Origin of the sequence: Enterobacter sp. HG048 (assembly GCF_024702055.1) — a bacterium.
GTDB lineage: Bacteria > Pseudomonadota > Gammaproteobacteria > Enterobacterales > Enterobacteriaceae > Enterobacter > Enterobacter dykesii.
Window position 1 is genome coordinate 631,529 of the sequence record NZ_JANLIZ010000001.1, and the last position, 26,674, is coordinate 658,202.

A 26,674-nucleotide genomic window follows, 5' to 3' on the forward strand; every position below is an offset into this window, starting at 1 on the left:
GACAACCTGAGGGAATGCTATGCAGTCAGATATCCTGAATACTGAAGTGACCACCATTGATGGCGTTAACACCACGCTGGAAGGCTACAAAGGCAACGTGCTGCTTATCGTCAACGTGGCATCCAAGTGTGGCCTGACGCCGCAGTACGAGCAGCTGGAGAACATTCAGAAGGCCTGGGAGAAAGACGGTTTCACCGTGCTGGGCTTCCCGTGCAACCAGTTCCTGGGCCAGGAGCCGGGCAGCGAAGAGGAGATTAAAACCTTCTGCAGCACCACCTATGGCGTGACGTTCCCGATGTTCAGCAAAATCGATGTCAACGGCGAAGGCCGCCATCCGCTGTATGCGAAGCTGATCGCTGCCGCGCCGAAGGCCGTTGCGCCGGAAGGAAGCGGTTTTTATGAACGCATGGCCAGCAAAGGCCGCGCGCCGCTTTACCCGGACGATATCCTGTGGAATTTTGAAAAATTCCTGATTGGCCGCGACGGCCAGGTCGTTCAGCGTTTTTCTCCGGATATGACCCCTGAGGATCCGATCGTCATGGAATCGATCAAGCTGGCGCTGGCGAAATAATGTCGCTGCTGATGCAGCTCACGGACGTTGCCGAGAGGGGACGTCTGGAGCCGATAACCGGATCCATCAATGCGGGAGAAATCCTGCATCTTGTCGGGCCAAACGGTGCAGGGAAGAGCACGCTGTTGGCACGGATGGCAGGCATGACCGACGGAGAAGGGCAGATAACGCTGCTGGAGCATACGCTTGCCGAGTGGTCACCGGTCTCGCTGGCGCATCGGCGCAGTTACCTCGTGCAGCAGCAGGTGCCGCCTTTTGCGATGCCGGTCTGGCACTATCTGATGCTGCATTTGCACGACAAACAACAGACGGCACTGCTGACAGACGTGGCCGTGGCCCTGGGGCTGGAAGATAAACTGTCACGGCATGCCAGCCAGCTTTCCGGCGGAGAGTGGCAGCGGGTGCGCCTGGCGGCCGTCATTCTTCAGATCCACCCGGCAGGTAATCCTCACGGGCGAATGCTGCTTCTCGATGAACCCATGAGCGGTCTGGACGTGGCGCAGCAGGCGGCACTGGATACGCTGTTAAGCGCCCTGAGCCGAAAAGGTATCGCCGTGGTGATGAGCAGTCATGACCTCAACCACACCCTGCGTCATGCCCACCGGGTGTGGCTGCTGTCGCAGGGAAAGATGATCGCCAGCGGTGCCCGGGATCGGGTGCTTACGCCGCCCCATCTTGCCCGCGCGTACAACATGTCGTTCCGCAGGCTGGATATTGAGGGACATAAGATGCTGATTTCTACCGGGCAGACGTAACCGTTCCTTGCCTCTTAGCGCAATTGCACGCTAAATTACGAAAAGAACAAAAAAAGCAGAGGATTCGTCTGAAAATGCGATTCTGGTTTCTCCTGATGGCCGCACTTTTTCTTGCGGGATGCAGTAGCCATCGTGCGCCGCCGCCTAACCCACGGCTTTCAGATTCGATCACCGTCATTGCCAGCCTTAACGATCAGCTGAGCAACTGGCGCGGTACGCCTTATCGCTACGGCGGCATGAGCCGCGGCGGCGTGGATTGCTCCGGCTTCGTGCTGATGACGTTCCGCGACAAGTTTGATTTACAGCTTCCGCGCGAAACGCGCAAACAGGCAGAAATAGGCACTGAAATTGATAAAGACGATCTTCTGCCCGGGGACCTGGTTTTCTTCAAAACCGGCTCGGGTGAAAGCGGTCTTCATGTGGGCATATATGATACAGACAATCAGTTCATTCACGCTTCGACAAGCCGCGGCGTGATGCGCTCTTCTCTTGATAACGTTTACTGGCGTAAAAATTTCTGGCAGGCACGACGTATATAGTCTTTGTCAGACACTTCTCTTATGACGGCATGGTCTCTAATTAATCATGCCGTTTTTTCTCAAATAAGATGCTTAAAGTTAAATTTATCTAAAATTAGCGAATCCTGCATGTGTCTGTTTTATCTAAAACTGGCTATTATTCGGCAACCAGGATAAAATTATTTTAGATTCAGGGATAAATCTGAAAATAAATACGGAACTAATGAAATTAATCTTATTAAAATCAAGACAGTGGAATTGTGTCGGCAATTGCTCCAGGATGTCCTCTCTCATCTTTAATGCGGAGCGAGTGCAATGATTATTACGCTAGATAATGCTTACCAGTCTGAACTGCTGCTTCTGCCCGCCCGTAATAGCGCCGGGGAGCTTAAAGGTTTAGAGGTTCTGGTTAACTTTACTGGCGTCGGTAGCGATGTGCGGATCCCCACTGAGCTCGTTATCCCTCGGCTTTCAGCAGCTGAAGAGTTAGTGCTGTTTAACGAAAAACTGCAATTGCTTGATACCTGTAAACTGTTTTTTATTCAGCATCAGTTAATTGCATGGATCAATATTACACCTGCAATAGTTGAATTTTTATTAAGTGATGGAAACGCTGTTTCAATCCTTGAGCGTTATCCGTTTCTTGAGTTTACTGTTAATGAGAATTATCCAGGTTTAAATAACGGAAAAGACGATCTGCAGCTGGCGAGAATGGCAATCCATTTCCCGTTGGTCCTGGCAAACTTTGGCGCAGGCGCAGCATCGCTCAAAGCGGTCTATGATGGATTATTTAAACGGGTTATTCTGGACAAAGGCTTCATTCAGCAGCGTGCCCCGGAGCTCTCTTTTGAGCCCTTTATGCGCGCCATCCTCTGGCAAATCACACCGCACTGCCAGTCAGTGATCGTCTCAGGCATTGACGACCACGGCCTGTTACAACGCGTGTTGTCCTTCAATTTTGGCGCCATGCAGGGCGCACTCTGGCCAGCCGTCTCTGCGGAGCACGTTACATCGCTGGTTCAGCAGCGATAACCCTTGCTTTCGCCCGTGTTTAAGTCCGGGTAAACCCTCTACACTAAAAGCAGGAGGACTTATGACCCTGTCTTTTACTGCTCACTGGCATGACGAGTTGCCTGGCTTTTACACCGCACTCAAACCAACACCGTTACAAAATTCACGCCTTATCTGGCATAACGATTTGCTGGCAGAAGAGCTGGCCATTCCGCCTGAGCTGTTTCAGCATTCAGAAGGCGCTGGCGTCTGGGGCGGTGAAACGCTTCTCGCCGGGATGCAGCCTCTGGCTCAGGTCTATAGTGGACATCAGTTTGGCGTCTGGGCGGGGCAGCTGGGCGACGGCAGGGGGATCCTGCTCGGCGAACAACAGCTTCCCAACGGGGAGACGGTTGACTGGCACCTGAAAGGCGCGGGCCTTACTCCCTATTCGCGAATGGGCGACGGGCGTGCAGTTCTGCGTTCAACGATTCGCGAATGCCTGGGCTCCGAAGCGATGCATGCCCTGGGGATCCCCACTACCCGAGCGCTGTCGATCGTGACCAGCGATACGCCGGTTGTTCGCGAAACGGTGGAAAGGGGCGCAATGCTGATGCGTATCGCGCAAAGCCATCTGCGCTTCGGCCATTTTGAGCACTTTTACTACCGTCGCGAGCCGGAAAAGGTGCGCCAGCTGGCTGACTTTGCCATTCGTCACCACTGGGCGCATTTGCAGGACGAGGCGGATAAATACGTTATCTGGTTCAGGGATGTGGTTGCCCGAACCGCAGCCCTGATTGCCCGCTGGCAAACGGTGGGCTTTGCCCATGGCGTCATGAATACGGACAACATGTCGATCCTCGGGTTGACCTTTGATTACGGCCCGTTTGGTTTCCTGGACGATTATCAGCCTGGCTATATCTGCAACCACTCCGACTATCAGGGACGTTACAGCTTTGACAATCAGCCAGCGGTTGGCCTGTGGAACCTGCAGCGGCTTGCGCAAACCCTGTCGCCGTTCATCGACGTAGATGCCCTCAATGATGCACTCGACAGCTATCAGGACATATTGCTGCGAGAATACGGCACGCTGATGCGCAACAAGCTGGGACTGATGACGCAGGAGAGGGGCGATAACGACATTCTCAACGGCCTGTTTGCCCTGATGGCGCGCGAGGGCAGCGATTATACCCGTACCTTCCGGATGCTGAGCCAGACGGAGCAGCACAGTGCGGCCTCGCCGCTGCGCGACGAGTTTATTGACAGACAGGCGTTTGACGACTGGTTTGCAACTTACCGCGCGCGTCTGCAGCAGGAGCAGGTGGACGACGCCACTCGCCAGACGCAGATGAACGCGACGAATCCCGCGATGGTGTTGCGCAACTGGCTGGCGCAGCGGGCGATTGAGCAGGCAGAGCAGGGCGAGTACGACGAACTACACCGTCTGCATGTGGCGTTGCGCACGCCGTTTGCCGACCGGGATGATGACTACGTCAGCCGCCCGCCTGACTGGGGCAAGCGGCTTGAGGTCAGCTGCTCAAGCTAGAGATTTTGCCGGGTGGCGGCGTCGCCTTACCCGGCAAAAATTACTGCGCAACCCAGCCGCCATCCATATTCCACGCGGCGCCGCGAACGTTCACGGCGCCCTCGCTGCACAAAAACAGCGCCAGTTCACCCAGCTGCTCAGGTGTGACAAACTCGCCCGAAGGCTGTTTCTCCGCGAGAAGCTGTTCCCGAGCCTGCTCCGGGGGTACGCCGTCAGCGATACGTTTGTCGATTTGCTGCTGCACCAGCGGCGTCAGCACCCAGCCGGGGCAGATGGTATTGGCGGTAATGCCGGAGCGGGCGGTTTCCAGCGCCAGCGATTTCGTAAAGCCCACCACGCCGTGCTTGGCGGCCACGTAGGCTGACTTCTCTTTTGACGCGACCAGCCCGTGAACCGAGGCGATATTGATGATGCGCCCCCAGTTTTTCTCGCGCATGGCGGGCAGCGCCAGCCGGCTGGTGTGAAACACCGAGGAGAGATTAATGGCGATAATGTCGTTCCATTTCTCCACCGGAAACGCGTCAACCGGGGCGACATGCTGTATTCCGGCGTTGTTGACAAGAATGTCCACGCCGCCAAACTGCGATTCGGCGTAGCGCATCAGGGCTTCAATTTGCAGCACGTCACGCAGGTCCGCATCGTGATAGCCCGGCTTTTTGCCCAGTTGCGCAATCTCTTCTCTTGCTGATTCGCTGTCGCCGAAACCGTTGAGGATCAGCTGCGCCCCGGCCTTCGCCAGCACGCGGGCGATCCCAAGTCCAATGCCGCTGGTCGAGCCCGTCACCAGCGCGGTCTTACCGTTCAGATTCATCTTTCTCTCCTTACACAATGCCGGTCAGATAGAACACGGCAATGACAAAAAGCACTGCCAGACTTTTGATGATAGTGATAGCGAAAATGCCGCCGTAGGCCTGGCGATGGCTCAGGCCGGTAATCGCCAGCAGGGTAATCACCGCGCCGTTATGGGGAAGGGTATCCATCCCGCCGCTCGCCATCGACGCCACGCGGTGCAGCACCTCAAGAGGAATATTGGCGGCGTGGGCGGCGGCGACAAACGAGTCGGACATGGCGGCAAGCGCAATACTCATCCCGCCGGACGCCGAGCCGGTGATGCCCGCAAGCACCGTCACGCTGATGGCTTCATTCAGCAGCGGATTCGGGATGGCCGCCAGCGCTTTGGATAACACCAGGAACCCGGGCAGGGCGGCGATCACCGCGCCGAAACCGTATTCCGAGGCGGTATTCATCGCCGCCAGAATGGCACCGCTCACCGCGGTCCGGCTGCCTTCAGCCAGACGCCCCCGTATATTGCGAAAGCCAAAAATCAGCACCAGCACGATACCGGAGATCAGCGCCGCCTCGACGGCCCAGATGGCGGTGATCTTGCCCACCTCGGTCACAATGGGTTTCGCCAGGCCTGGCAGAGTCAGCTCGTGGGTCGTGCCGTACCAGCCGGGGATCCAGCGGGTAAACAGCAGGTTCAGTATGCCCACTACAAGCAGCGGGGAGATAGCAATCAGCGGGTGTGGAAGGTTAATGTTATCCGGCGTTTCGGGTTCATTTTTCAGATCCGTGCCGTAGCCTTCGTTGTTATTGAACGCCTTACGACGCTGGCGCTCCAGCCAGAGCAGGCCAAAGACGATAATAAACAGAGAGCCAATAAGCCCCAGCCACGGCGCGGCCCAGGCGTTCGTGCCAAAGAAGCTGGTGGGGATGATATTCTGGATCTGCGGCGTGCCGGGCAGGGCGTCCATGGTAAACGAAAATGCCCCCAGCGCCACGGTGGCCGGGATCAGCCGCTTAGGGATGCCGCTCTGGCGGAACAGTTCCGCGGCGAAAGGGTAAACCGCAAACGCCACCACGAACAGTGAAACGCCGCCGTAGGTTAGCAGCGCGCACACCAGGACGATCACCGGAATAGCGTGGCGACGGCCGAGGATCTGAATCGCGGCGGCGACGATGGAGCGCGAGAAGCCGGAAAGCTCAATTAGCTTGCCAAACACCGCGCCCAGCAGGAACACCGGGAAGTAGAGCTTGACGAAGCCGACCATCTTTTCCATAAACAGGCCGGTAAACGTCGGGCCGACGGCACCCGGATCGGTCAGCAGCACGGCGCCGAGCGCCGCAATCGGCGCAAATAAAATAACGCTGTATCCGCGATAGGCCGCCAGCATCAGCAGCGCCAGCGCCGCCAGGGCAATTAACACACTCATTACGACTCCTCACTTTAATTATTATTTGGGTACCAACGAGAGGCTTAACGCTCGACGGTCAGAGCAATGCCTTGCCCGCCGCCCACGCACAGGGTGACGAGCCCTTTTTTGACGTCACGGCGCTGCATTTCGTACAGCAGCGTCACGAGGATGCGGCAGCCGGAGGCGCCAATCGGATGACCCAGGGCGATAGCGCCGCCGTTAACATTCACCTTGCGTTCATCCCAGCCGAGCTGCTTGCCCACCGCCAGCACCTGGGCGGCAAAGGCCTCATTGGCTTCAATGAGGTCCACGTCATCCAGCGTCCAGCCCGCCCGCGACAGAGCCGTCCGGCAGGCGCTGACCGGACCGATGCCCATCACCGACGGGTCAACGCCCGTCACGGCGTAGCTCACGATGCGACCGAGAACTGGCAAACCGCTCTCCCGCGCCTTTTCGCCGCTCATCAGCAGCACCGCGGCGGCACCGTCGTTGAGCGTCGACGCATTTCCGGCCGTCACCGTGCCTTCCGCCTGCAAAAAGGCGGGGCGCAGCTGCGCCAGCTGCTCGGCGGTGGTGCCTGGCCGGGGCTGTTCGTCACGGCGGACGATAAGCGGCGGTTTTTTACCCTGTTTTACCGTTACCGGCGCTATCTCGGCGTCAAACCGACCCGCTTCGAGGGCAAAAGCCGCTTTGTGCTGCGACCGGGCGGCAAAGGCGTCCTGCTGCTCGCGGGAAATGGCATTCTCCCGGGCGACGTTTTCGGCGGTGATCCCCATGTGATAATCGTTGAACGCGTCCCACAGGCCGTCGGTAATCATGCTGTCCTGCAGGCCCGTATGGCCAAAACGCAGCCCTGAACGCGCGCCGTCCAGCAGATAGGGGGTGTTGCTCATGCTCTCCTGACCGCCAGCGATAATCGCGTCCGCGTCGCCGCAGCGGATTGCCTGCGCGGCGAGCTGCACCGCTTTTAATCCCGCGCCGCAGACCAGGTTGACCGTTGTCGCCGGCGTGCTGACGGGTAACCCGGCGGTGATGGCCGTCTGACGCGCCGGGTTTTGCCCGCATCCCGCGGTTAGCACCTGTCCGAAAATCAGTTCATCTACCTGTTCTTCGCGAAGATCGCTGTTCTCCAGCAGGTGCCGCACCGTGATGGCCCCCAGCTCAACCGCTGAAAGGGACGATAGCGATCCGCGAAAACTGCCTATGGGGGTTCGCGTTGCCCCGACAATCATGACTTCTTTCATCGTGAGTCCTCAGTTGAAGCGCATCTCGCGAACGTCGTCCGCCACAATCATTTTCCCGGCCGTCTTAGCCGCAATTTCGTCGATGCTGACGCCGGGTGCGTATTCCCGCAGGATGAACGCGCCGTCCTCGATCTCCAGCAATGCGAGATCGGTTAAGACCCGACGGATGCAGCCTGCGCCCGTGAGCGGCAGCGTGCAGCGCGGCAACAGCTTTGATTCACCGTTTTTCGACGCGTGGGTCATCACCACAATGATGTTCTGCGCCCCGGCGACGAGATCCATCGCGCCGCCCATGCCCTTCACCATCTTTCCGGGGATCATCCAAGAGGCGATATTGCCCTCGACGTCCACTTCAAACGCGCCCAGCACGGTCAGGTCGACATGACCGCCGCGGATCATGGCAAACGACTGGGCTGAGTCGAAAATGGCTGCGCCGGTTCGCGCGGTCACGGTCTGTTTACCAGCGTTGATCATGTCGGCGTCAAGGCTCTGCTCGTCAGGAAAAGCCCCCATCCCCAGCAGCCCGTTTTCCGACTGAAGCATCACGTCCATCCCGTCCGGAATGTAGTTCGCCACCAGGGTAGGGATACCGATCCCCAGGTTGACGTAATACCCGTCGCGCAGCTCGCGGGCGACGCGTATGGCCATCTGTTCACGGGTTAACATCGTCAGACTCCTTCCGCGCGCAGGGTGCGCTGTTCAATGCGTTTTTCAAACTGGCCGACAATCAGCCTGTCGACGTAAATGCCCGGGGTATGAATGGCCGACGGGGGCAGCTCACCCGGGGGAACAATCTCTTCCACCTCGACGACCGTTATCCGGCCCGCCGTTGCCATCAGCGGATTAAAATTTTGCGCGGTATGCCGGTAGACAACGTTGCCGTACCAGTCCGCTTTCCAGCCCTTAATCAGCGCGAAATCCCCGGTAATAGCCTCTTCAAGGATGTAGTGCTTCCCCGCAAACTGGCGCACGTCTTTGCCGTCAGCCACGGGCGTGCCGTAGCCGGTGGCCGTGTAAAATGCCGGAATGCCCGCGCCGCCCGCGCGCACCTTTTCCGCCAGCGTGCCCTGAGGCGTGAGTTCAATCTCCAGTTCGCCGCTCAGCACCTGCTGCTCAAACAGGGCGTTCTCGCCGACGTAAGAGGCCACCACTCTGCGAACCTGACGCGTTTCGAGCAGTATCCCGAGACCGAAACCGTCCACGCCGCAGTTGTTTGATACCACCGTCAGATCTTTCACCTGACGGCGTCTGACCTCCGCAATCAGGTTCTCCGGAATACCGCACAGGCCAAAGCCGCCCGCCAGCAAGGTCATCCCGTCCGTCAGCCCATCCAGCGCCTGCGCATAGCTGCCGACGCGCTTATCCAGTCCCGCCATAGTCATCCCTCCCGTTATCCGTGCCGGTATCATTAGGGGCGGCGACTCATTTGTTAATTTTGAATTTGTGACCCACTCATTTGGTTTTTTTATTAATTTCCTGTTAACTAAATTTTTTCAATTAGTTAACAGGATGAGAAATGAGAATGAGTGTCAAACAGTTACGCGCGTTTTTAGCGGTAGCTCACACTCTCAATTTCGCCCACGCCAGCGAACGGCTGAATCTTTCCCAGCCGGCCCTTAGCCTGACGATTAAAGCGCTGGAGGACGCCCTCGGCGGACCGCTGCTGCAGCGGAGCACGCGCAAGGTCGCGCTGACGCAGGAGGGCGAGACGTTTTTGCCGATGGCGCGCCAGCTGCTTGCCGACTGGGATAACGTCGAAGAGGCGATGCACCAGTGCTTTACCCTGCAGCGCGGTAAAATTTCGGTTGCGGCCATGCCGTCGTTTGCCGCGAATGTCCTGCCCGGGGTGCTAAAAGCGTTTCGCGATCGTCATGCCGGGATCAACGTCACCGTGCATGACGTTATCAACGAGCAGGTGATAGAGATGGTGCGGGAGGGGCGAGTCGAGATGGGGATCGCCTTTGAACCGGCACCGACGCACAACCTGCTGTTTACCCCGCTGGGCCTCGATAGGTTTGTTGCCATCGTGCCGAAAAATTCCCCGCTGGCAGGCAAGAAGCGCCTGTCATGGGAAGAGCTGCTGACGCTGGATTTCATCACCCTGCAGCGCCCGTCGGCGGTACGTCTGATGATGGAGGAGGAGCTGGCGCGAAGCGGCAGAAAGCTGGAGGTGGCGCTGGAGAGTCATCAGCTGGTGACGGTCGGGCGAATGGTCGCGAGCGGGCTGGGCGGCAGTGCCGTCCCGGCGCTCTGCGAGGCGCAGATGACGGCGCTGGGCGCGGTCTGTATCCCGCTGGATAACCCGCCGATAGAAAAGTGCATTGGAGCAATCCATCCCGGGCACACGCAGCTCTCTAAAGCGGCGCATGCCCTGCTGGAGACGCTGAAGGATTTTTATCAGCCCGATCAGGGGGCGAGAAACACCTGCGGCGCGGCGTGAGCCGGATGCCTGCCGACGTGGACCTGTGCGCCGTACCAGCGCGCCAGCGTATCGGCCTGCAAAACGGTTTCCGGTGCTCCCTGGGAGACGATTTTACCGCCGTGCAGCAGCAGGATGCGGTCCGCCCACAGCGCCGCCAGATTCAGGTCGTGCAGCACCACGCACACGTGCAGATGTCCCCGGCCGGTCAGGGATTTCAGCAGGCGCAGCAGATGCTGCTGGTGATAGAGATCCAGCGCGGACGTGGGTTCATCAAGAAACAGCCAGCCGCGCGGCGCACCGTCGCACCACAGCTGGGCCAGCGCGCGGGCGAGCTGAATGCGCTGCTGCTCGCCGCCGGATAGGGCGGCAAACCGCCTGCCCGCCAGCGGTAAACAGCCGGTGATAGCCATGACTTCTTCAATCACCGACGTTTCTGGCGCGCGGGTCCAGGGCGCACGCCCCATACCGACGACCGCCTCAACCGGCCAGTCAAATCCGAGCTGCGTGCTCTGGCGCATCACCGCCCGGTAGCGGGAGAGCGTTTCTGGCTGCCAGGCCGCAAGCGGTGTGCCCGCCAGGCTGCACAGTCCGCCCGCAGGTTTAAGATAGCCGGTAAGCAGCCGCAACAGCGTTGATTTCCCTGCGCCGTTGGGGCCAATCAGCGCCACCAGCTCGCCCTGAGATAAGGTCAGCGACACGTCGTTAATCAGCGTGCGTTGTCCGGCGCGAAAAACAAGGTTTTCTGCACAGTAGCGTTCAGCCATGCGCACCTCCGCGACGAAAGATAAGCCACAGAAACCACGGCGCGCCGAGAAGGCTGGTCAGTAAGCCGACCGGCATTTCCGCCGGAGCGACGAGGCTGCGCGCCAGCGTATCGGCCACCAGCAGGAGCATCGCGCCGGCCAGCACCGAGCCGGGGAGCACCGCCCGGTGGTCGGCTCCCAGCCACATGCGCACCAGGTGCGGCACCACCAGGCCGACGAAGCCGATCACGCCGCTGACCGCAACGGCAGCTGCCACCAGCAGGGCACTGCACAGCAGCAGGATCCGCTGCACGGCGGCAACCTCCACGCCGAGGTAGTGCGCCTCTTCGTCCCCCAGTTGGAGAAGGTTGAGGGCGCCTGCCAGACGCCAGATAATCAGCGCGGTGGGCACCATCAGCGACGCAACGGCCAGCAGTGTTGACCACTGCGCCTGGCCGAGGCTGCCCATTCCCCAGAGCGAAAGCTGGCGAAGCTGGGCATCATTGCTGAGCCATGACAGCACCCCGACTGCGGCGCCGCACAGGGCGTTGATGGCAATGCCCACCAGCAGCAGGCGCGACAGGGACGCGTCACGCTGTCGGCTGAGCAGGAAAATCACGAAGGTGGCGGCCAGCGCGCCGAGAAACGCCGCCAGCATCGGGGCATACAGCATCACCAGGGCAGGCAGCGAGAGCGGAATCACCACCCACAGCGCGACGGCGAGCGCCGCGCCGCTGCTGATGCCGAGCAGCCCCGGGTCCGCCAGCGGATTTCGAAACAGCCCCTGCATCACGCAGCCCGCCAGCGCCAGCGAACCGCCGATCGTCAGTGCCAGCAGCACGCGGGGCAGGCGGATCGTCAGCCAGATCTGACGCAGCGCCTCGTCGGTGCCGTTCCACAGCAGGCTGACCGGCAGGCGTAGTGCCCCAACCCCGGTCGCTGCGAGCGTCATGATTGTCAGGATCGCGGCCAGCATCCATAACGATAAGGCTATCCGCCGGGACATCAGGGCAGCTGCTCCGCTTTGGCACGCAGCTGCCGGATGGCTTCCGGCGTTCGCACGCTGAAGCCCAGCAGCGCCATATCATCAATCGCCAGCACCTGCTTATTACGTCCTGCCGGGGTTTGCGCCAGGCCGGGCAGCTTCCACAGATTCGCTTCCCCACCCAGGGCGTTGATCCCGTCCTGCGAAATCACCACCAGATCGGGCCGGCTGGCAATTGTCCCTTCCTGAGACAGCGGCTGATAGCGGGTGAACCCCTGCATCGCGTTCTGCAGCCCCGCTGCACGAATGGCCGCGTCCGCGCCGGTCTGTTGTCCGGCGGCCATGGCGGTCATCCCGCCGTGGTTGAGAATAAACAGCACCCGCTTATCGATCGGTGACGCGGGAAGCGCCGACAGCGCCTGACGCAGCGTGTTGCGCAGGACTTCCCCCTCGGCCTCGCGGTGCGTCGCTTCAGCGACGATCCGCACCTTTTCGTCAATGACGTTCAGGTCGTTACCGGCGGGAACAACGATTACCCTGACGTGGCTTTGCTCAACCTGCTTTAGCGCCAGAGAGGGCTGCGCCTGGGCGCTGGCCAGCACCAGCGTAGGGCGCATGGATAAGATCCCTTCCGCGTTGAGCTGACGCAGATAGCCCACGTCCGGCAGCGCGTTCGCCGCCTGCGGCCACTGGCTGGTGCTGTCGCGGGCCACCAGAGAAGACGACGCGCCGAGGGCGTAGACAATCTCGGTGACGTCACCACCGAGCGTGACGATTTTCTCCTGCGGCGCAGCAAACACCAGCAGGGGCAGGGCGCTGAGGAGGACTAGCCACCGTTTCATGCGGCCAGCCCTTTCGCCGTCAGGGCGTCTATCTGGCTGCGCCACTGGCTTTGCTCCGGCTCGCCTTCGGTGCGCTGGCCGTACAGCTGGGCGATTTGCGTCCCGTCGGCGGCAAACAGCTCCAGACTGGTGACATGCCCATCTGCGGTTGGTTTGCGCGTGACCCACGTCTCCGCAATGGCGTCTTCAAGCAGATGCAGGGTAAAGGTTGGGTTAAAGACGTTCAGCCAGCCTTTCATCGGCGCCAGCTTTTCCACCGCGCCGGTGAAAATCTGCACGCAGCCGCGGTTGCCGACGAAGACCATGATTTCATTGCCGTCCCGACGCGCCGTCTCCAGCAGCTGCGCCAGCGCGCTGTTCTCTACCCGACAGGCCAGATCGTCCCCCACCAGGCGAAACGCCTGTTGGCGGCTAAGATTGTGGCGCTTCAGCAGGCTGAAGAACTGGTGCACGTCGGTCATGGTGCGCCACTCTTTATCCACGAGACCCGCGTTTGCGTTTTCTGCGTGAGCCGGGGCATCGGCAACCTTCAGTTCAAGCGGCGGGTTGTCAGCAAAGATAAAGCGGGTCAGCACGTCACCCCAGGCGGAAACGTCGGTGTTATCCGTGGCGTAGACCTTCAGCAGGGCATCCCCCTGGTGGTCGAAGAACTGAATGCTCTGCCGCTCGCCGCGGGCGGTGGCTTCGCTGATGTGAAACGCGCTTGCCCACTGGTTGAGGAACAGGCGCAGATCCAGCGCGCGCGGGTTCAGCACCAGCCCGGCGTGGCCGTTCAGGTGCTGGTTGGTGAAATTCCCTACCTGTTCGTGAACGGCGTATTCGTTGCGGCAGATACATTTGGTTTCGCCCACCGTCTCCAGCGCGCCCAGGATCTCGCGGATTTCACCGTGCAGTCGCCAGGCATCGTGTCCCACACGGGCAAAGGTGAGCTCTGCTTCGCTGATGTTCATTAACCCTGCGACGTCGCGCGCGTACTTACCCGGATTTTCTTTTTTTAGCTCAAGCCAGCGTGTGTAGTGATTCATTGTCTCTTCCTTTCAAAGCAATGCCCCGGTCAGCCCGGGACGAAGGGATTACCATTGATAACTGACGAAAATCTTCCCGTTACGACCATCCTGAGGAATGCCCTGAGGTGACCAGTATTCTTTGTCAAAGGCGTTGCCGAGTACCAGCGTCGTGGTCACGCCTTTGAGTCGCTCCTGGCCCTTATAGCTGACATAGAAGTCGTTAACCGCATAGCCCGGCTGTTTGCTGTAGCTGCTGCTGATATGCGTTGAGCGATCGACAAAGGTGCCAATCCAGCCGACGGAAAATCCGCTTTGCGCCACCGGAATGTCCAGCTTGCTGGTGACGGTGTCCGGGTTGATGCTGGAGATGTACTCGCCCGTATCGCTGTCTTTCCCGCGCGTGCGGTTATAGGCCAGGTCCAGGTTGAAGAGGTCGGCAGAGTATTTTGCCATCATGTCCCAGCCCCAGATTTTGGCGTTCGGGACGTTATAGGACATGGTGGTTGCCGCCGCAAAATCGACGGTGGTAGAGATATAGTCTTTGGCTTTGGTATCGAAGTAGCTGGCTTTGAACTCCAGCGCATCGTTGGCAAGCATGAGATCGTCAAAGCGCAGGCCAAATCCAAACTCCTGTGTTTCGTTGGTTTCCGGGCGCAGGTTCGGGTTTGGCACCCAGTAGTTGGTATAGAAGCGGCCAATGGAGAAGTGTTTGGCGTCGTTATACATCTCGCCCATAGTCGGCGCGCGGAACGCCTGCGCGTACGAGCCAAACAGCATCAGCCAGTCGGTTGGGCTGACGGTCAATCCGGCGCGGGAGGACCATTTATCGGCATCGACATCGTCGTAGCCATTGCTGCTGCCGCGGTAGTTGTCATAGCGGGTGCCGCCCAGCAGGGTAACAGGTAGATCGCGCAGGGTGATCTCATCCTGCAGCCAGCCGGAGCTGAAATCAATTTTCGCCTCCGGGAACCCGGTGGTGGCCCCGCCCGGATGCTGCTCCTGACGGTAGTATTCTCCGCCGTAGGTCAGAAGGTGTGCTGCAAAGGTGTCGCTGAACAGACGGGTGCGGTTTTCCACCTTGCCGCCTTTGGTGGTTTGCTTGCGAAACTCGCCGCTGCCGTCGATGTTCTGGGCATTGATGCGCGCTTCGGACCAGTAAACCTTCGCATCGGCATTCAGCCAGTCGTTATCTTCCGGGGCGATGCTGTAGCCCAGCTGCGCGTCGCGCTGAATGGTGGAGCGATCGGTCATCGGGTTACTGCTGTCCGCCCCGGTGGTTTGCGGATTTTTTGGCTCCTGGGCATCGTTGTTGTAGTAGCGCAGCGAGCCGCTCAGGGTCTGGGCCGGGTCGATTTTCCAGCTGCCTTTCGCCAGCATGTTATTGATGGACTCGTCATTAGGCGCGCTTGCGCCGTCGCTCTGGCGGATGTCACCGCGATCCCGGCTGGACCATGAGACCAGACCGTCCAGCGTATCGGTGCGGCCATAGGCGCTGGCGCCCATCCCGAGGCTACGATCGCCCGTCGCGCCAGTACCAAACACGCGGTAACCACTGTTTTTACCCGGCTCCAGCAGATCTTTTGCATCAACGGTGTCATACGAAATCACGCCGCCCAGCGCGCCGCTGCCGTACAGCAGGGCCGACGGGCCGCGGACCACTTCGATACGTTTGATGAGCGCGGGATCGAGGAAGGTGCTGTTCAGGTGGCCGGTATCGGTGCCCTGGCGCACGCCGTCAACCAGCACCAGCACGCCGCGACGGTCATATCCGCGCAGGTTCACGTCCTGCCCGTTGGTGCGCCCGGTGCCGTCCAGCGTCAGGCCGGGTACGTTACGCAGCAGGTCGGCAGCAGAGCTGGCGGTTTGTTTCTCCGGCGCGCTGGCGTCAATCACGTTCACCATCATGGGGGCTTCAAAGGCGCTGCGGGCGTTGCCCGTGGCGGTGACGGTAATGTCATCTGTGGCGGCAAACGCGACTCCCGGCAGGGCGCTGACAATCGCCAGCGCCAGAAGTGACGGGCGTAAAGATGCGGAAGGCAGGTGTGGCATAGCAACTCTCCATAAGAAGTGAAAAGCGCTGGCTGCCTGGGTGTCACCTGGGTGGCTGGCGTATTGTTTATGTTGTTTATTTTGTGAGGATCAGTTTTCCGGCATGGGTCTGACGCAGCAGATAGCGCTGGCCGTCATGCTCGATAATGACCCGGCCCTCATCGCCGAGGAGGGTTTTGCTGTCAATCCGACGCTCGGAAAGGGCTGGTGCTGTGTCTGTTTTTGCTGGCGTTGCCGCGCTGTTATCCGTACGTGACATAATGTTTATAAATAACAATCAATGTAACAATGATAATCATTATCAATAAACTGCAAATTGACGGCAAGCGTTTTTATGAAAAAAGGGTGAGGGGATCAAATTTGGGGTGAGGTGCGGTCTGATGCCCTCACCCCGTCCCTCTCCCACAGGGAGAGGGAGAAGGGTGGGATTTCAGAAGCGCGTATCTACCGCCGACGCCAGCTTCTCAAGCAGCAGTTCGCTGTCTTCCCAGCTCAGGCACGGGTCGGTGATCGACTGACCGTAAACCATCTGCTGCCCGGCAACGATTTTCTGCGTGCCTTCTTTGATAAAGCTCTCAGCCATAATCCCTGCAACGGCGGTCGAGCCGCTGCGGATCTGCTGGCATATCTCATCGCAGACGTCCAGCTGGCGACGATGCTGCTTCTGGCAGTTGCCGTGGCTGAAGTCCACCACCAGGTGTTCCGGCAGGTCGAACTCGGCCAGCGTTTCGCAGGCTGCTGCGATATCTTGCGCATGATAGTTCGGTTTTTTGCCGCCACGCATAATGATATGCCCGTACGGGTTACCGCTGGTCTGGTAGATGGTCATGTGACCGCTCTTGTCCGGCGACAGGAACATGTGGCTGGCACGGGCTGCGCGGATGGCATCAACCGCGATACGGGTGTTGCCATCGGTCCCGTTTTTAAAGCCGACCGGGCACGAGAGGGCGGAGGCCATCTCGCGGTGGATCTGGCTTTCGGTGGTGCGCGCGCCAATCGCGCCCCAGCTGATCAGATCGGCGATAAACTGCCCGGTCACCATATCGAGAAACTCGGTCGCCGTCGGCACGCCCAGCTCGTTGACCTGTAAAAGCAGCTTCCGCGCCAGCTCGATACCGTGGTTAACGCGATAGCTGCCGTTGAGGTCAGGATCGGAAATCAGGCCTTTCCAGCCCACCACGGTGCGCGGTTTTTCAAAGTAGGTGCGCATCACGATCTCAAGGCGATGCTGGTACTTATCCCGCAGTCCCTGGAGTCGTTTTGCATAATCTATCGCGGCATCCAGATCGTGGATGGAGCAAGGCCCAATCACCACCAGAAGACGTTTGTCTTCACCATTCAGGATCTTTTCAATGCGGCGGCGGGAGGCCGTCACATGTTCCGCGACGGCGGCGGAAACGGGATGCCGCTGGGCCAGTTCAGCCGGCGTGACCAGGCTGTCAATGCGCGCAGTGCGAAGTTCATCGGTTTTATTCATGGAATGTCTCAGAAAATTTTTGCTTCATCGGCAGACTACCGGGAAGTGATGGGCATCACCTTAAACCAATCCCTGCTGATTTCAAGTTCGGGGCGACACCGCCCCGTGGTTGCAGATGATGATACCTGAATCTGAGCCAATGTACTAGCGCATTAGTACATGCGGCGATTAAGCCCCATGATGTCGAGAATTTTGGTGGCAATTTCTTCCACCGAATAGTTGGTGCTGTTCAGCCACGGGATCTGGTTTTTACGGTACAGGGCTTCCACTTCGGAGACCTCCATCCGGCACTGGCGCATGGAGGCGTAGCGGCTGTTCTCGCGGCGCTCTTCGCGGATGGCGGCAAGGCGTTCCGGATTAATGGTCAGGCCGAACAGCTTGTGCTGCAGCGGCTTAAGGGCGGCGGGCAGCACCAGGTTATCCATGTCATCGGCGATAAACGGGTAGTTTGCGGCGCGAATGCCGAACTGCATCGCCAGATAGAGGCTGGTCGGCGTTTTGCCGCAGCGCGACACGCCGAGCAGGATCACCTGCGCCTGGTCGAGATTTCGCAGCGAGATACCGTCGTCGTGGGCAAGGGTGTAGTCGATAGCGGCGATACGCGCGTCATACTTGGTCAGGTTGCCGGGGTTCAGCCCGTGGGTACGGTGGGCAATGGGGGTCGGGTCGAGCTTCAGCTCACTCTGCAGCGGCGCCACCAGCGCCTGCACGATATCCTGGCAGAAGCCTTCACTTTGCAAAATGATGGAGCGAATCTCCGGGATCACGATGGAGTAGAACACCAGCGGGCGGACGCCGGTCTGCTGGTAGATGGCGTCGATCTGGTCCTTAACCGCTTTGGCGCGGCTCTCGTTTTCGACAAACGGCAGCGTGATGCTGTTAATCGAGACGGGAAACTGCGACATCACCGCGTGGCCCAGCACCTCGGCGGTGATCGCCGTACCATCAGAAATATAAAAAACATGGCGATCGACAGCACTATCCATTTTACTCACCCTGAATATCAGACCTAATTGTCTGAAAGCATAAATTAAAAAAGTAATTTACACAGCAAAGAACTTATCCTAATTATGAATGAAACGCTGTTTTTGATTTTCCTGAAAAGTGGATTTCATTTTTCAAATAGCGACTTTATTTTTGGGGTTTCTGGCTGAATATAGAGGAATCATTGGGTTAATCGTTGATGGGAAAGTATCCGAAAAGTATAAATTTTAAATTGCTTACACGATTCACCGTTTTTTTAGCCGAAATAAATATGCCAGTATAAATACGTAGTCAGGTGTTACTTACTCCGATCAAATATCACAAAAGGATTGTTTCGATGTCCAACAATGGCTCGTCACCGCTGGTGCTTTGGTATAACCAACTCGGCATGAATGATGTAGACAGAGTTGGGGGCAAAAATGCCTCCCTGGGTGAAATGATTACAAATCTGTCGGGTATGGGTGTCTCCGTACCGAACGGGTTTGCCACCACCGCCGATGCCTTTAACCTGTTTTTAGACCAGAGCGGTGTAAACCAGCGCATTTACGACCTGCTGGATAAAACGGATATTGATGACGTCACCGAGCTTGCCAAGGCCGGGGCGCAGATCCGCCAGTGGATCATCGACACACCTTTCCAGCCGGAACTGGAAAAAGCCATTCACGACGCGTACAACCAGCTTTCCGCTGACGACGCGCAGGCCTCCTTTGCCGTACGTTCCTCTGCGACTGCGGAAGATATGCCGGACGCCTCGTTTGCCGGGCAGCAGGAAACCTTCCTGAACGTCCAGGGTTACGATGCGGTGCTGGTGGCGGTGAAGCACGTGTTTGCTTCCCTGTTCAACGACCGTGCGATCTCCTATCGCGTTCACCAGGGCTACGACCATCGCGGCGTGGCGCTCTCCGCTGGCGTGCAGCGCATGGTGCGCTCGGACGTGGGCTCATCCGGCGTGATGTTCTCCATTGATACCGAATCCGGCTTCGACCAGGTGGTGTTTATCACCTCCGCGTGGGGTCTGGGTGAGATGGTTGTGCAGGGCGCGGTTAACCCTGACGAATTCTACGTCCACAAGCCTACGCTGGCCGCTGGCCGTCCGGCGGTGGTGCGCCGCACCATGGGCTCGAAAAAAATCCGCATGATCTATGCCCCGACCCAGGAGCATGGCAAGCAGGTTAAAATTGAAGATGTACCGCAGGAGCAGCGCGACCGCTTCTCCCTGACCGACGCCGAAGTGCAGGAGCTGGCGAAGCAGGCGGTGCAGATTGAAAAACACTACGGCCGTCCGATGGACATCGAATGGGCGAAAGACGGTAACACCGGCAAGCTGTTTATCGTACAGGCGCGTCCGGAAACCGTCCGCTCGCGCGGTCAGGTGATGGAGCGTTATACGCTGCACGCGCAGGGTAAAATCGTGGCGGAAGGCCGCGCCATCGGTCACCGCATCGGTGCCGGTCCGGTTAAAGTGATCCACGACATCAGCGAGATGAACCGTATTGAGCCAGGCGATGTGCTGGTAACCGACATGACCGACCCGGACTGGGAACCGATCATGAAGAAAGCGGCGGCTATCGTCACCAACCGCGGCGGTCGTACCTGCCACGCGGCGATCATCGCCCGCGAGCTGGGCATTCCCGCGGTTGTCGGCTGCGGTGACGCCACCGAGCGCATGAAGGACGGGCAGAACGTGACCGTCTCCTGTGCCGAAGGCGATACCGGCTACGTCTACGCCGATATCCTCGACTTCAGCGTGAAGAGCTCAAGCGTGGATACCATGCCGGACCTGCCGCTGAAGATCATGATGAACGTCGGCAACCCGGACCGCGCGTTTGACTTCGCCTGCCTGCCGAACGAAGGCGTTGGCCTGGCACGTCTGGAATTTATCATCAACCGTATGATTGGCGTTCACCCGCGCGCGCTGCTGGAGTTTGACGACCAGGATCCGAAGCTGCAGAACGAAATCCGCGAGATGATGAAAGGCTACGACTCACCAAGAGAGTTCTACGTCGGCCGTCTGACCGAAGGGATCGCGACGCTGGGCGCTGCCTTCTATCCGAAACGCGTGATCGTGCGTCTGTCTGACTTTAAGTCTAACGAGTACGCCAACCTGGTCGGCGGCGAGCGCTACGAGCCGGAAGAAGAGAACCCGATGCTGGGCTTCCGCGGGGCCGGACGCTACGTGTCCGACAGCTTCCGCGACTGCTTCGCGCTGGAGTGTGAGGCGGTGAAACGCGTGCGCAACGACATGGGGCTGACCAACGTCGAAATCATGATCCCGTTCGTGCGTACCGTGGATCAGGCGAAAGCGGTGGTGGGCGAGCTGGCGCGTCAGGGTCTGAAGCGCGGCGAGAACGGGCTGAAGATCATCATGATGTGCGAAATCCCGTCCAACGCCCTGCTGGCCGAGCAGTTCCTTGAGCACTTCGACGGCTTCTCTATCGGCTCGAACGACATGACGCAGCTGACGCTGGGTCTGGACCGCGACTCCGGCGTGGTCTCCGAACTGTTCGACGAGCGCAACGAGGCGGTGAAAGCGCTGCTCTCTATGTCCATCCGCGCGGCGAAGAAGCAGGGTAAATACGTTGGGATCTGCGGTCAGGGTCCATCCGACCATGAAGACTTTGCCGCATGGCTGATGGAAGAGGGGATCGATAGCCTGTCCCTGAACCCGGACACCGTGGTGCAAACCTGGCTGAGCCTGGCGGAACTGAACAAGTAACGCCACGCTGACCCGAAAAGGCGAGGATATTATTCCTCGCCTTTTTTATTTCATTTCTTATTTGCTCCCCATCACAAATAAAGTAAAAAACCAAATATCATAATTTGTCTGTCAATTTAGACAATTGTTAGCGCGCAAAGCGTTGCTAATACTTGAGCCTTACTGCGCATTTCCCTACCGATGATGCGCAACTGGTTGAAATACGTTTTAACCTGATAAAAAGGCAAATAACAATGACACTCTCCTCTGTATTGCGTACCAAAGATAAAATAGGTTATGGCTTAGGCGATATGGCCAGCGCGCTGGTCTGGCAAACGGCAACGTTATTTCTCGCTTATTTCTATACCGACGTTTTTGGATTGCCCGCCGCGATTATGGGCACCATGTTTTTAGTGGTGCGCGTGGTCGATGCGTTTGTCGATCCGTGCATTGGCGCACTGGTTGACCGCACCCGGACGCGCCACGGTCGTTTCCGTCCCTGGCTGCTGTGGTTTGCCATTCCGTTCGGGGTGAGCTGCCTGATTACCTTCTATGTTCCGGACGTTGGGCCGACGGGAAAAATCGTTTATGCCTGCGTGACCTACGCGATTTTAAGCCTGATTTACTCCGCGATTAACGTGCCTTACTGCGCCATGCCCGGCGCGCTGACGCTGGATCCGCGCGAGCGTCATTCTCTGCAGTCGTGGCGCTTTGGCCTGTCGTTTATCGGCGGGCTGATCGTGACGGTTATTGCCCTGCCGCTGGTCTCACTGTTAGGCCAGGGCAACGTGCAGAAAGGCTATTTCTATGCCATGAGCCTGATGGGGCTGCTGGGCATTGTGCTGTTCTTCTGCTGTTTCCTGATGACCCGCGAGCGTTATTCTCCGCGCAATGATACCTCCGGCTCCATGCTCACCGATTTAAAACTGCTGGCCGGCAACAGCCAGTGGCGTATTGTGTTCCTGTTTAATATTTTGCTGTTAACGGCGGTGGTGACGCGCGGTTCCGCCACCATGTATTACGTGAACTATGTGCTGCTGCGCCCGGATCTGGTTTTTGCCTTTATTGTTTCCGGCATGGTGGCCTCCTTAAGCGGCGCATTATTATCTGAACGGCTGCTGGGGAAATTTGACCGCGTGCGCGCCTACCAGTGGACGATTATCTCCTTCGTTATCTTCGGCGCGCTGATTTTCTTCCTGCCGCCTTCACAGGTGTGGCTAATCTTTGGCCTTAACATCGTCTTTAGCTTTATTCAAAACCTCACCACGCCGCTGCAGTGGACCATGTTCTCGGATGTGGTCGACTACGAAGAGCACCGCAGCGGCCGTCGTCTGGACGGGCTGGTTTTCTCCACCGCGCTGTTTGCCATCAAGTTTGGCCTGGCGCTGGGCGGGGCGGTCGTCGGCTGGGTGCTTGGCATGGTGGATTACGCCCCCGGCCAGGCAACCCAGGCGCCAGGCGTTCTCTCGACCATCAACGCGCTGTTCACCCTTATCCCTTGCGCGCTGTTCCTCTGCATGGTCGCGCTGCTTGCCATCTACAAGCTAAACAGCCGGCTGGTGGATTCTATCGCCCGGGAGTTGGCCAGCAAGCGTGAAGTCAGACCCGAAGCGGGGCAGCTCAGCCCGGCAACCCCTTCCGCACTACAGGAGTAAAACATGACAGCTATCTATAAGGACGCGGGACGTCCCGTGCACGAGCGCGTCGCCGATTTACTGGCGCGTATGACCCCGGAAGAGAAGTTCGCCCAGATGCACGCGTACTGGCTGATCCTCGATGAAAACGGTAACCACCGCGAGCGCAGCGACCTCAGCGACGAATTCGCCGGCGTGAGCGAGCAGGCTGCGCTCAGCGAACGGCTCAAGCTGGGCGTCGGACAGATCACCCGTCCGCTGGGCACCCACATCGTTGATGCGAAAACCGGCGTGCGCGCGGCGAATCGCCTGCAGCGCATGATGATGGAAGAGACGCGTCTTGGCATTCCGGCGCTGTTTCATGAAGAGTGTCTGGTGGGGCTGCTGTGCAAAGACGCCACGCTGTTCCCGTCGTCATTGAACTACGGCTCGACCTGGGATCCGGAGCTGGTGCTGCGGGCGGCAGAGCAGATTGGCAAAGAGGCGCGCTCCGTCGGCTGCCAGCAGGGGCTGGCACCCGTGCTGGACGTGTCCCGCGACGTGCGCTGGGGTCGAACCGAAGAGACCTTCGGGGAAGATCCCTGGCTGGTGGGCGTAATGGCAACCGCCTACGTGAAGGGCTTACAGGGCGAAAAGCGCGACCTGCTGGCAACCCTGAAACATTACGTGGGTCATTCGTTCAGCGAGGGGGCGCGCAACCATGCGCCGGTGCACCTCGGGTTCAGCGAGCTGAACGACACCTTCCTGCTGCCGTTCGAAATGGCGGTCAAGCTGGCAAACGCCGGTTCGGTTATGCCTGCGTACCACGATATTGATAACCAGCCGGGGCACAGCGACAGCTTCCTGCTGACCACCGTCCTGCGCGAGCAGTGGGGGTTCGACGGGATTATTGTCGCGGACTACGGCGGCGTCAGCCTGCTGCACCAGCACCACGGGATTTCCCACGACGCGGCCGAATCTGCCTCGCTGGCGTTCAACGCCGGGCTGGACGTTGAGCTGCCGAAAGACGACTGCGCGCGGCATCTGGCGGAAGCGGTAGAGCGCGGGCTGATCTCTATGGCGAAGGTCGATGAGATCGTGGCGCGTACGCTGACGGAAAAATTCCGCCTTGGCCTGTTTGAAAAGCCGTACGCGGATGAAAACGGTATCGATCTGCAAAATGATATGACCCGCCAGGCCGCGCGGGAGGTGGCGACAAAATCGATCACGCTGCTGGAAAACAACGGGATTTTACCGCTCGGCGGCAAACCCCGGGTGGCGGTAGTGGGGCCGACGGTAGACGATCCGCTGGCGTTACTGAGCGGCTACAGCTTCCCGGTGCATTTGATCATCAGCGATATGGTGGAAGAGACCTCGCAGGTCACGACCCCGCGCGCGGCGCTGGAGCAGTATCTCGGTGCCTCGAACGTGCGCTATGCCAAAGGGTGCCACATCATCGAAAAACGGATGGCGGGCGCGCCGGTCTTCCCGGGCGACAGCGGCGGCAAACCGATGCAGCAGTCGCCCGTATCGCAAAGTACCGCCCCGATCCCCGAGGCCGTGAACGCTGCGCAGGAGAGTGACGTGGTGGTCGCCTGCGTGGGCGATCTCGCCGGGCTGTTCCAGAGCGGTACCGTGGGAGAAGGTTCCGATACCGACTCCCTGAACCTGCCGGGCGTGCAGCAACAGCTGCTGGAAGCGCTGGTCGCCACCGGTAAACCGGTGATTGTCGTGATGACCGGGGGGCGTCCATACAACCTGCAGGGGCTGGAGGATAAGGTCGCGGCGCTGATGATGGCCTGGGCACCGGGGCAGGAAGGGGGCTGGGCGATTGCGGACGTGTTAACCGGGCGGGCGGAGCCGCAGGGCCGTCTGGTGGTGAGCGTGCCGAAAAGCGCCGGTGCGATGCCGTATTACTACAATCACAAGCTCAAAAGCGGCGGTACGCCGTTTGCCTTCCATTTCGGTTCACGTTACCCGTTTGGCTTCGGCCTCGGCTGGACGACGTTTAGCTGGGGTGCTGTCCGCGTCGCCGAAAGCAGCGTGCCGGTCGACGGCGAGGTGGTACTCAGTGTGGATATCACCAATACCGGAGAGCGCAGCGGCAGCGAGGTGGTGCAGGTTTACGTCAGGGATAAGGTCGCCACCCAGGTGCGGCCGCTTCAGGAGCTGAAGGCCTTCCAGCGCGTCACGCTCTCGCCGGGAGAAACCGCCACGCTCACCTTTACGCTGCCGGTTGAGATGTTCAACTTCACCCGTCGCGACGGAAAACGCATCGTTGAGCCGGGCGAATTTGAGCTGCAGGTTGGCGCATCGTCGGCGGATATCCGCGAGGCGGTGACGGTCAATGCGACAGGGGAAACGCGGGTGCTGCCTGCTGAGTGGCGGATGCTCAGTACCTGTGAGGTTCAACGCGCGTAGTCAGGATAAAAAAAAGCCCATCGTGGGAGATGGGCAAAGACTACACACAGCAATTCGTTGTTTCACTCAGGGGATTTCCATGCTTATAAATCAAGGTGTTGATTTATAACCGTGTGCTAATAGTAGGCATGTCCGCTTTTAGCGTCGATCGGATTCGTCTCAATAGTTAAAGAGGCGTAAAGAATTCTTGAGGTTATGAGCAGACTTACTGCTGAAAAGGCGGGTCTGACCAGTGAGCAACGAATAAATACTTTAGCAGCGTTTAAGTATCATGCGGGAGAGTGTAGGCCGGGTGAGCGTTAACGCCACCCGGCAGCAAACCTTAATGCGTGTTCTTCTCTTCCAGCTCTTCCAGTTCGCTCAAAATCACGTCCGGGTCAGTTCCCGGCGGCGGAATTTCATGCACCCAGGCAGAGAACAGACGCCAGGTGACGGCGAGCAGCACCGGGCCAATAAACAGGCCAATCATGCCAAAGGCAATCAATCCGCCAATGACCCCGGAAAGGATCAGGATCAGCGGCAGGTCCGCACCCATGCGGATGAGGATCGGACGAATGACGTTATCCATGGTGCCGACCACGCAGCTCCAGACCAGCAGCACCGTTCCCCACGTGGTATCGCCCGTCCAGTAGAGCCAGATAATGCTGGGAACCAGAACCAGCAGCGGTCCCAGTTGCGCAAGACAGGTCATCAGCATAACAACGGTGAATACGGTGGCATACGGTACGCCGGAAATCGCCAGACCAATCCCCCCGAGCACCGCCTGCACCAGCGCGGTGACCACCACGCCCAGCGCAACCGCGCGCACGGCCTGTGCGGCCAGCAGTACCGCCGCGTCACCGCGTTTGCCCGCCAGGCGGGTGGCAAAGTGACGAACGCCTAACGCGACCTGCTCGCCGCGCCAGTAGAGCAGGGCGCTGAAGAGCAGCATCAGGGTACAGTGCATCATAAAGCGGCCGATATGCGCCGCCTGACCGACAAACCAGGTGGTGGTGGTGCCAATGTACGGGCGGACTTTTGCCATCAGCGCGCTGCCGCCCATCTCCAGCAGGCTATGCCAGCCGCTGTAGAGCTTGGCGCCCACCAGCGGAATGCTGTTCAGCCAGGCGAGATCCGGCAGCGTCAGGTCGCCGCTGCTAATGGCGCGAATAACCGGGCCACTGGAATCCACCAGGCTATTCACCAGCAGGGCAATCGGAATAATAAACAGCAGGAACAGCAGGAGCGTCATGACCAGCACGGCGAGCCCGCGACGGCCGAACAGCAGCTTCTGCAGGCGCAGCAGCAAAGGCCACGTGGCAACGACAACGGTCGCAGCCCACGCAAAGCCGAGAATAAAGGGCTGAACAATCCACAGACACGCAATAATCATGAGGGCCAGGAACAGCACCGACAGCAAAATTTGCGCAACATCCCTGGGCTGGCGAAGATTGACCATAAATGAAACTTTCCTTAAAAGAACGCCAGTACGACTGGCGGGAACGGAAAACCGCGTCTCTTTAATCATTAATGATCTCAGCGGTTTTTAACAGGCGAATTCTGCCTGTAATTCAGCAGAGATTATAAGAAAAAAATGTGATAAAACTTTTAAGATACACGCAAACGATTCCCACAACT

The 26,674-nt window shown here is 58.9% G+C and carries 23 protein-coding genes and 1 other RNA gene; 9 read left to right on the forward strand and 15 right to left on the reverse strand.

Going from position 1 to position 26,674, the window contains the following annotated elements:
- The first annotated feature begins 19 nt into the window (after positions 1-19).
- The 5 genes from NUX24_RS03115 to selO all read left to right on the forward strand — a co-directional run bounded on the left by NUX24_RS03115 (position 20) and on the right by selO (position 4,380).
- Complete coding sequence (locus NUX24_RS03115) at positions 20-571, forward strand: glutathione peroxidase (protein WP_214575580.1); 552 nt, start codon at positions 20-22, stop codon at positions 569-571.
- Entirely contained in the window at positions 571-1,326 is a 756-nt protein-coding gene (gene btuD, locus NUX24_RS03120) for a vitamin B12 ABC transporter ATP-binding protein BtuD (RefSeq protein ID WP_257829837.1), read from the forward strand. Before NUX24_RS03115 ends, btuD begins: the two co-directional genes overlap by 1 nt.
- A gap of 74 nt (positions 1,327-1,400) precedes the next feature.
- Positions 1,401-1,865 (forward strand): NlpC/P60 family protein, encoded by a 465-nt coding sequence (locus tag NUX24_RS03125; RefSeq protein ID WP_008500650.1) that lies wholly within the window; start codon positions 1,401-1,403, stop codon positions 1,863-1,865.
- 294 nt (positions 1,866-2,159) lie between these two features.
- Positions 2,160-2,876: an EAL domain-containing protein gene (locus tag NUX24_RS03130; RefSeq protein WP_047651963.1), complete on the forward strand. Its 717-nt coding sequence runs from the start codon at positions 2,160-2,162 to the stop codon at positions 2,874-2,876.
- Between the two features lie 61 nt (positions 2,877-2,937).
- Complete coding sequence (gene selO, locus NUX24_RS03135; RefSeq protein ID WP_257829841.1) at positions 2,938-4,380, forward strand: protein adenylyltransferase SelO; 1,443 nt, start codon at positions 2,938-2,940, stop codon at positions 4,378-4,380.
- A gap of 40 nt (positions 4,381-4,420) precedes the next feature.
- Here selO and NUX24_RS03140 read toward each other — a convergent pair whose 3' ends face one another.
- From NUX24_RS03140 to NUX24_RS03160, 5 genes are read right to left on the reverse strand one after another with little or no spacing between them, the layout of a single operon-like run.
- Positions 4,421-5,191 (reverse strand): 3-hydroxybutyrate dehydrogenase, encoded by a 771-nt coding sequence (locus NUX24_RS03140; protein ID WP_257829843.1) that lies wholly within the window; start codon positions 5,189-5,191, stop codon positions 4,421-4,423.
- 10 nt (positions 5,192-5,201) lie between these two features.
- Positions 5,202-6,593: a GntP family permease gene (locus NUX24_RS03145; protein ID WP_063142909.1), complete on the reverse strand. Its 1,392-nt coding sequence runs from the start codon at positions 6,591-6,593 to the stop codon at positions 5,202-5,204.
- 44 nt (positions 6,594-6,637) lie between these two features.
- Positions 6,638-7,819 (reverse strand): acetyl-CoA C-acetyltransferase, encoded by a 1,182-nt coding sequence (locus NUX24_RS03150; RefSeq protein WP_257829846.1) that lies wholly within the window; start codon positions 7,817-7,819, stop codon positions 6,638-6,640.
- Between the two features lie 9 nt (positions 7,820-7,828).
- Complete coding sequence (locus NUX24_RS03155) at positions 7,829-8,485, reverse strand: CoA transferase subunit B (protein WP_257829848.1); 657 nt, start codon at positions 8,483-8,485, stop codon at positions 7,829-7,831.
- A gap of 2 nt (positions 8,486-8,487) precedes the next feature.
- Complete coding sequence (locus NUX24_RS03160) at positions 8,488-9,195, reverse strand: CoA transferase subunit A (RefSeq protein WP_126328320.1); 708 nt, start codon at positions 9,193-9,195, stop codon at positions 8,488-8,490.
- A gap of 140 nt (positions 9,196-9,335) precedes the next feature.
- On the opposite strand from NUX24_RS03160, the gene NUX24_RS03165 reads away from it, so the two are divergent.
- Positions 9,336-10,259: a LysR family transcriptional regulator gene (locus NUX24_RS03165; RefSeq protein WP_257829851.1), complete on the forward strand. Its 924-nt coding sequence runs from the start codon at positions 9,336-9,338 to the stop codon at positions 10,257-10,259.
- Here the strand turns inward: NUX24_RS03165 and NUX24_RS03170 are convergent.
- The 8 genes from NUX24_RS03170 to NUX24_RS03205 form a co-directional block, all read right to left on the reverse strand.
- Positions 10,226-11,005, reverse strand: a complete 780-nt coding sequence (locus NUX24_RS03170; protein WP_257829852.1) for a heme ABC transporter ATP-binding protein — start codon at positions 11,003-11,005, stop codon at positions 10,226-10,228. The genes NUX24_RS03165 and NUX24_RS03170 overlap by 34 nt on opposite strands.
- Positions 10,998-11,990: an iron ABC transporter permease gene (locus NUX24_RS03175; protein WP_047651976.1), complete on the reverse strand. Its 993-nt coding sequence runs from the start codon at positions 11,988-11,990 to the stop codon at positions 10,998-11,000. The genes NUX24_RS03170 and NUX24_RS03175 overlap by 8 nt, the downstream gene beginning before the upstream one ends.
- Positions 11,990-12,811, reverse strand: a complete 822-nt coding sequence (locus NUX24_RS03180) for a hemin ABC transporter substrate-binding protein (RefSeq protein WP_257829854.1) — start codon at positions 12,809-12,811, stop codon at positions 11,990-11,992. Before NUX24_RS03180 ends, NUX24_RS03175 begins: the two co-directional genes overlap by 1 nt.
- Positions 12,808-13,836 (reverse strand): hematinate-forming heme oxygenase ChuS, encoded by a 1,029-nt coding sequence (gene chuS, locus NUX24_RS03185; protein WP_257829856.1) that lies wholly within the window; start codon positions 13,834-13,836, stop codon positions 12,808-12,810. Before chuS ends, NUX24_RS03180 begins: the two co-directional genes overlap by 4 nt.
- Positions 13,837-13,884: 48 nt before the next feature.
- Entirely contained in the window at positions 13,885-15,867 is a 1,983-nt protein-coding gene (locus NUX24_RS03190) for a TonB-dependent hemoglobin/transferrin/lactoferrin family receptor (protein WP_257829858.1), read from the reverse strand.
- Positions 15,868-15,943: 76 nt separating this feature from the next.
- Positions 15,944-16,126 (reverse strand): hemin uptake protein HemP, encoded by a 183-nt coding sequence (gene hemP, locus NUX24_RS03195; protein WP_047651981.1) that lies wholly within the window; start codon positions 16,124-16,126, stop codon positions 15,944-15,946.
- A gap of 171 nt (positions 16,127-16,297) precedes the next feature.
- On the reverse strand, positions 16,298-17,344 hold the full coding sequence (gene aroH / locus NUX24_RS03200; protein ID WP_047651982.1) for a 3-deoxy-7-phosphoheptulonate synthase AroH: 1,047 nt from the start codon (positions 17,342-17,344) through the stop codon (positions 16,298-16,300).
- Between the two features lie 152 nt (positions 17,345-17,496).
- A complete protein-coding gene (locus tag NUX24_RS03205; protein WP_023311315.1) occupies positions 17,497-18,330 on the reverse strand; it encodes a pyruvate, water dikinase regulatory protein in 834 nt (277 codons plus the stop codon).
- Between the two features lie 335 nt (positions 18,331-18,665).
- Between NUX24_RS03205 and ppsA the strand changes: the two genes are divergently transcribed.
- The 3 genes from ppsA to NUX24_RS03220 all read left to right on the forward strand — a co-directional run bounded on the left by ppsA (position 18,666) and on the right by NUX24_RS03220 (position 25,057).
- Complete coding sequence (ppsA, locus tag NUX24_RS03210) at positions 18,666-21,044, forward strand: phosphoenolpyruvate synthase (RefSeq protein ID WP_257829862.1); 2,379 nt, start codon at positions 18,666-18,668, stop codon at positions 21,042-21,044.
- Positions 21,045-21,277: 233 nt separating this feature from the next.
- Positions 21,278-22,678: an MFS transporter gene (locus tag NUX24_RS03215; RefSeq protein WP_126328327.1), complete on the forward strand. Its 1,401-nt coding sequence runs from the start codon at positions 21,278-21,280 to the stop codon at positions 22,676-22,678.
- A 3-nt stretch (positions 22,679-22,681) separates the two neighbouring features.
- Positions 22,682-25,057: a glycoside hydrolase family 3 N-terminal domain-containing protein gene (locus tag NUX24_RS03220; protein ID WP_257829864.1), complete on the forward strand. Its 2,376-nt coding sequence runs from the start codon at positions 22,682-22,684 to the stop codon at positions 25,055-25,057.
- A gap of 5 nt (positions 25,058-25,062) precedes the next feature.
- Here the strand turns inward: NUX24_RS03220 and rprA are convergent.
- An RNA gene (gene rprA / locus NUX24_RS03225) (antisense sRNA RprA) lies at positions 25,063-25,170 on the reverse strand.
- A gap of 209 nt (positions 25,171-25,379) precedes the next feature.
- A complete protein-coding gene (gene ydiK, locus NUX24_RS03230; protein WP_033145295.1) occupies positions 25,380-26,495 on the reverse strand; it encodes an AI-2E family transporter YdiK in 1,116 nt (371 codons plus the stop codon).
- Positions 26,496-26,674 lie beyond the last annotated feature (179 nt).

What these genes read in the sequence shown, in the direction of transcription:
- NUX24_RS03115 (WP_214575580.1), top strand. Translation starts at nt 20, where the DNA reads ATGCAGTCAGATATCCTGAATACTGAAGTGACCACCATTGATGGCGTT.
- btuD (WP_257829837.1), top strand. Translation starts at nt 571, where the DNA reads ATGTCGCTGCTGATGCAGCTCACGGACGTTGCCGAGAGGGGACGTCTG.
- NUX24_RS03125 (WP_008500650.1), top strand. Translation starts at nt 1,401, where the DNA reads ATGCGATTCTGGTTTCTCCTGATGGCCGCACTTTTTCTTGCGGGATGC.
- NUX24_RS03130 (WP_047651963.1), top strand. Translation starts at nt 2,160, where the DNA reads ATGATTATTACGCTAGATAATGCTTACCAGTCTGAACTGCTGCTTCTG.
- selO (WP_257829841.1), top strand. Translation starts at nt 2,938, where the DNA reads ATGACCCTGTCTTTTACTGCTCACTGGCATGACGAGTTGCCTGGCTTT.
- NUX24_RS03140 (WP_257829843.1), bottom strand. Translation starts at nt 5,191, where the DNA reads ATGAATCTGAACGGTAAGACCGCGCTGGTGACGGGCTCGACCAGCGGC.
- NUX24_RS03145 (WP_063142909.1), bottom strand. Translation starts at nt 6,593, where the DNA reads ATGAGTGTGTTAATTGCCCTGGCGGCGCTGGCGCTGCTGATGCTGGCG.
- NUX24_RS03150 (WP_257829846.1), bottom strand. Translation starts at nt 7,819, where the DNA reads ATGAAAGAAGTCATGATTGTCGGGGCAACGCGAACCCCCATAGGCAGT.
- NUX24_RS03155 (WP_257829848.1), bottom strand. Translation starts at nt 8,485, where the DNA reads ATGTTAACCCGTGAACAGATGGCCATACGCGTCGCCCGCGAGCTGCGC.
- NUX24_RS03160 (WP_126328320.1), bottom strand. Translation starts at nt 9,195, where the DNA reads ATGGCGGGACTGGATAAGCGCGTCGGCAGCTATGCGCAGGCGCTGGAT.
- NUX24_RS03165 (WP_257829851.1), top strand. Translation starts at nt 9,336, where the DNA reads ATGAGAATGAGTGTCAAACAGTTACGCGCGTTTTTAGCGGTAGCTCAC.
- NUX24_RS03170 (WP_257829852.1), bottom strand. Translation starts at nt 11,005, where the DNA reads ATGGCTGAACGCTACTGTGCAGAAAACCTTGTTTTTCGCGCCGGACAA.
- NUX24_RS03175 (WP_047651976.1), bottom strand. Translation starts at nt 11,990, where the DNA reads ATGTCCCGGCGGATAGCCTTATCGTTATGGATGCTGGCCGCGATCCTG.
- NUX24_RS03180 (WP_257829854.1), bottom strand. Translation starts at nt 12,811, where the DNA reads ATGAAACGGTGGCTAGTCCTCCTCAGCGCCCTGCCCCTGCTGGTGTTT.
- chuS (WP_257829856.1), bottom strand. Translation starts at nt 13,836, where the DNA reads ATGAATCACTACACACGCTGGCTTGAGCTAAAAAAAGAAAATCCGGGT.
- NUX24_RS03190 (WP_257829858.1), bottom strand. Translation starts at nt 15,867, where the DNA reads ATGCCACACCTGCCTTCCGCATCTTTACGCCCGTCACTTCTGGCGCTG.
- hemP (WP_047651981.1), bottom strand. Translation starts at nt 16,126, where the DNA reads ATGTCACGTACGGATAACAGCGCGGCAACGCCAGCAAAAACAGACACA.
- aroH (WP_047651982.1), bottom strand. Translation starts at nt 17,344, where the DNA reads ATGAATAAAACCGATGAACTTCGCACTGCGCGCATTGACAGCCTGGTC.
- NUX24_RS03205 (WP_023311315.1), bottom strand. Translation starts at nt 18,330, where the DNA reads ATGGATAGTGCTGTCGATCGCCATGTTTTTTATATTTCTGATGGTACG.
- ppsA (WP_257829862.1), top strand. Translation starts at nt 18,666, where the DNA reads ATGTCCAACAATGGCTCGTCACCGCTGGTGCTTTGGTATAACCAACTC.
- NUX24_RS03215 (WP_126328327.1), top strand. Translation starts at nt 21,278, where the DNA reads ATGACACTCTCCTCTGTATTGCGTACCAAAGATAAAATAGGTTATGGC.
- NUX24_RS03220 (WP_257829864.1), top strand. Translation starts at nt 22,682, where the DNA reads ATGACAGCTATCTATAAGGACGCGGGACGTCCCGTGCACGAGCGCGTC.
- ydiK (WP_033145295.1), bottom strand. Translation starts at nt 26,495, where the DNA reads ATGGTCAATCTTCGCCAGCCCAGGGATGTTGCGCAAATTTTGCTGTCG.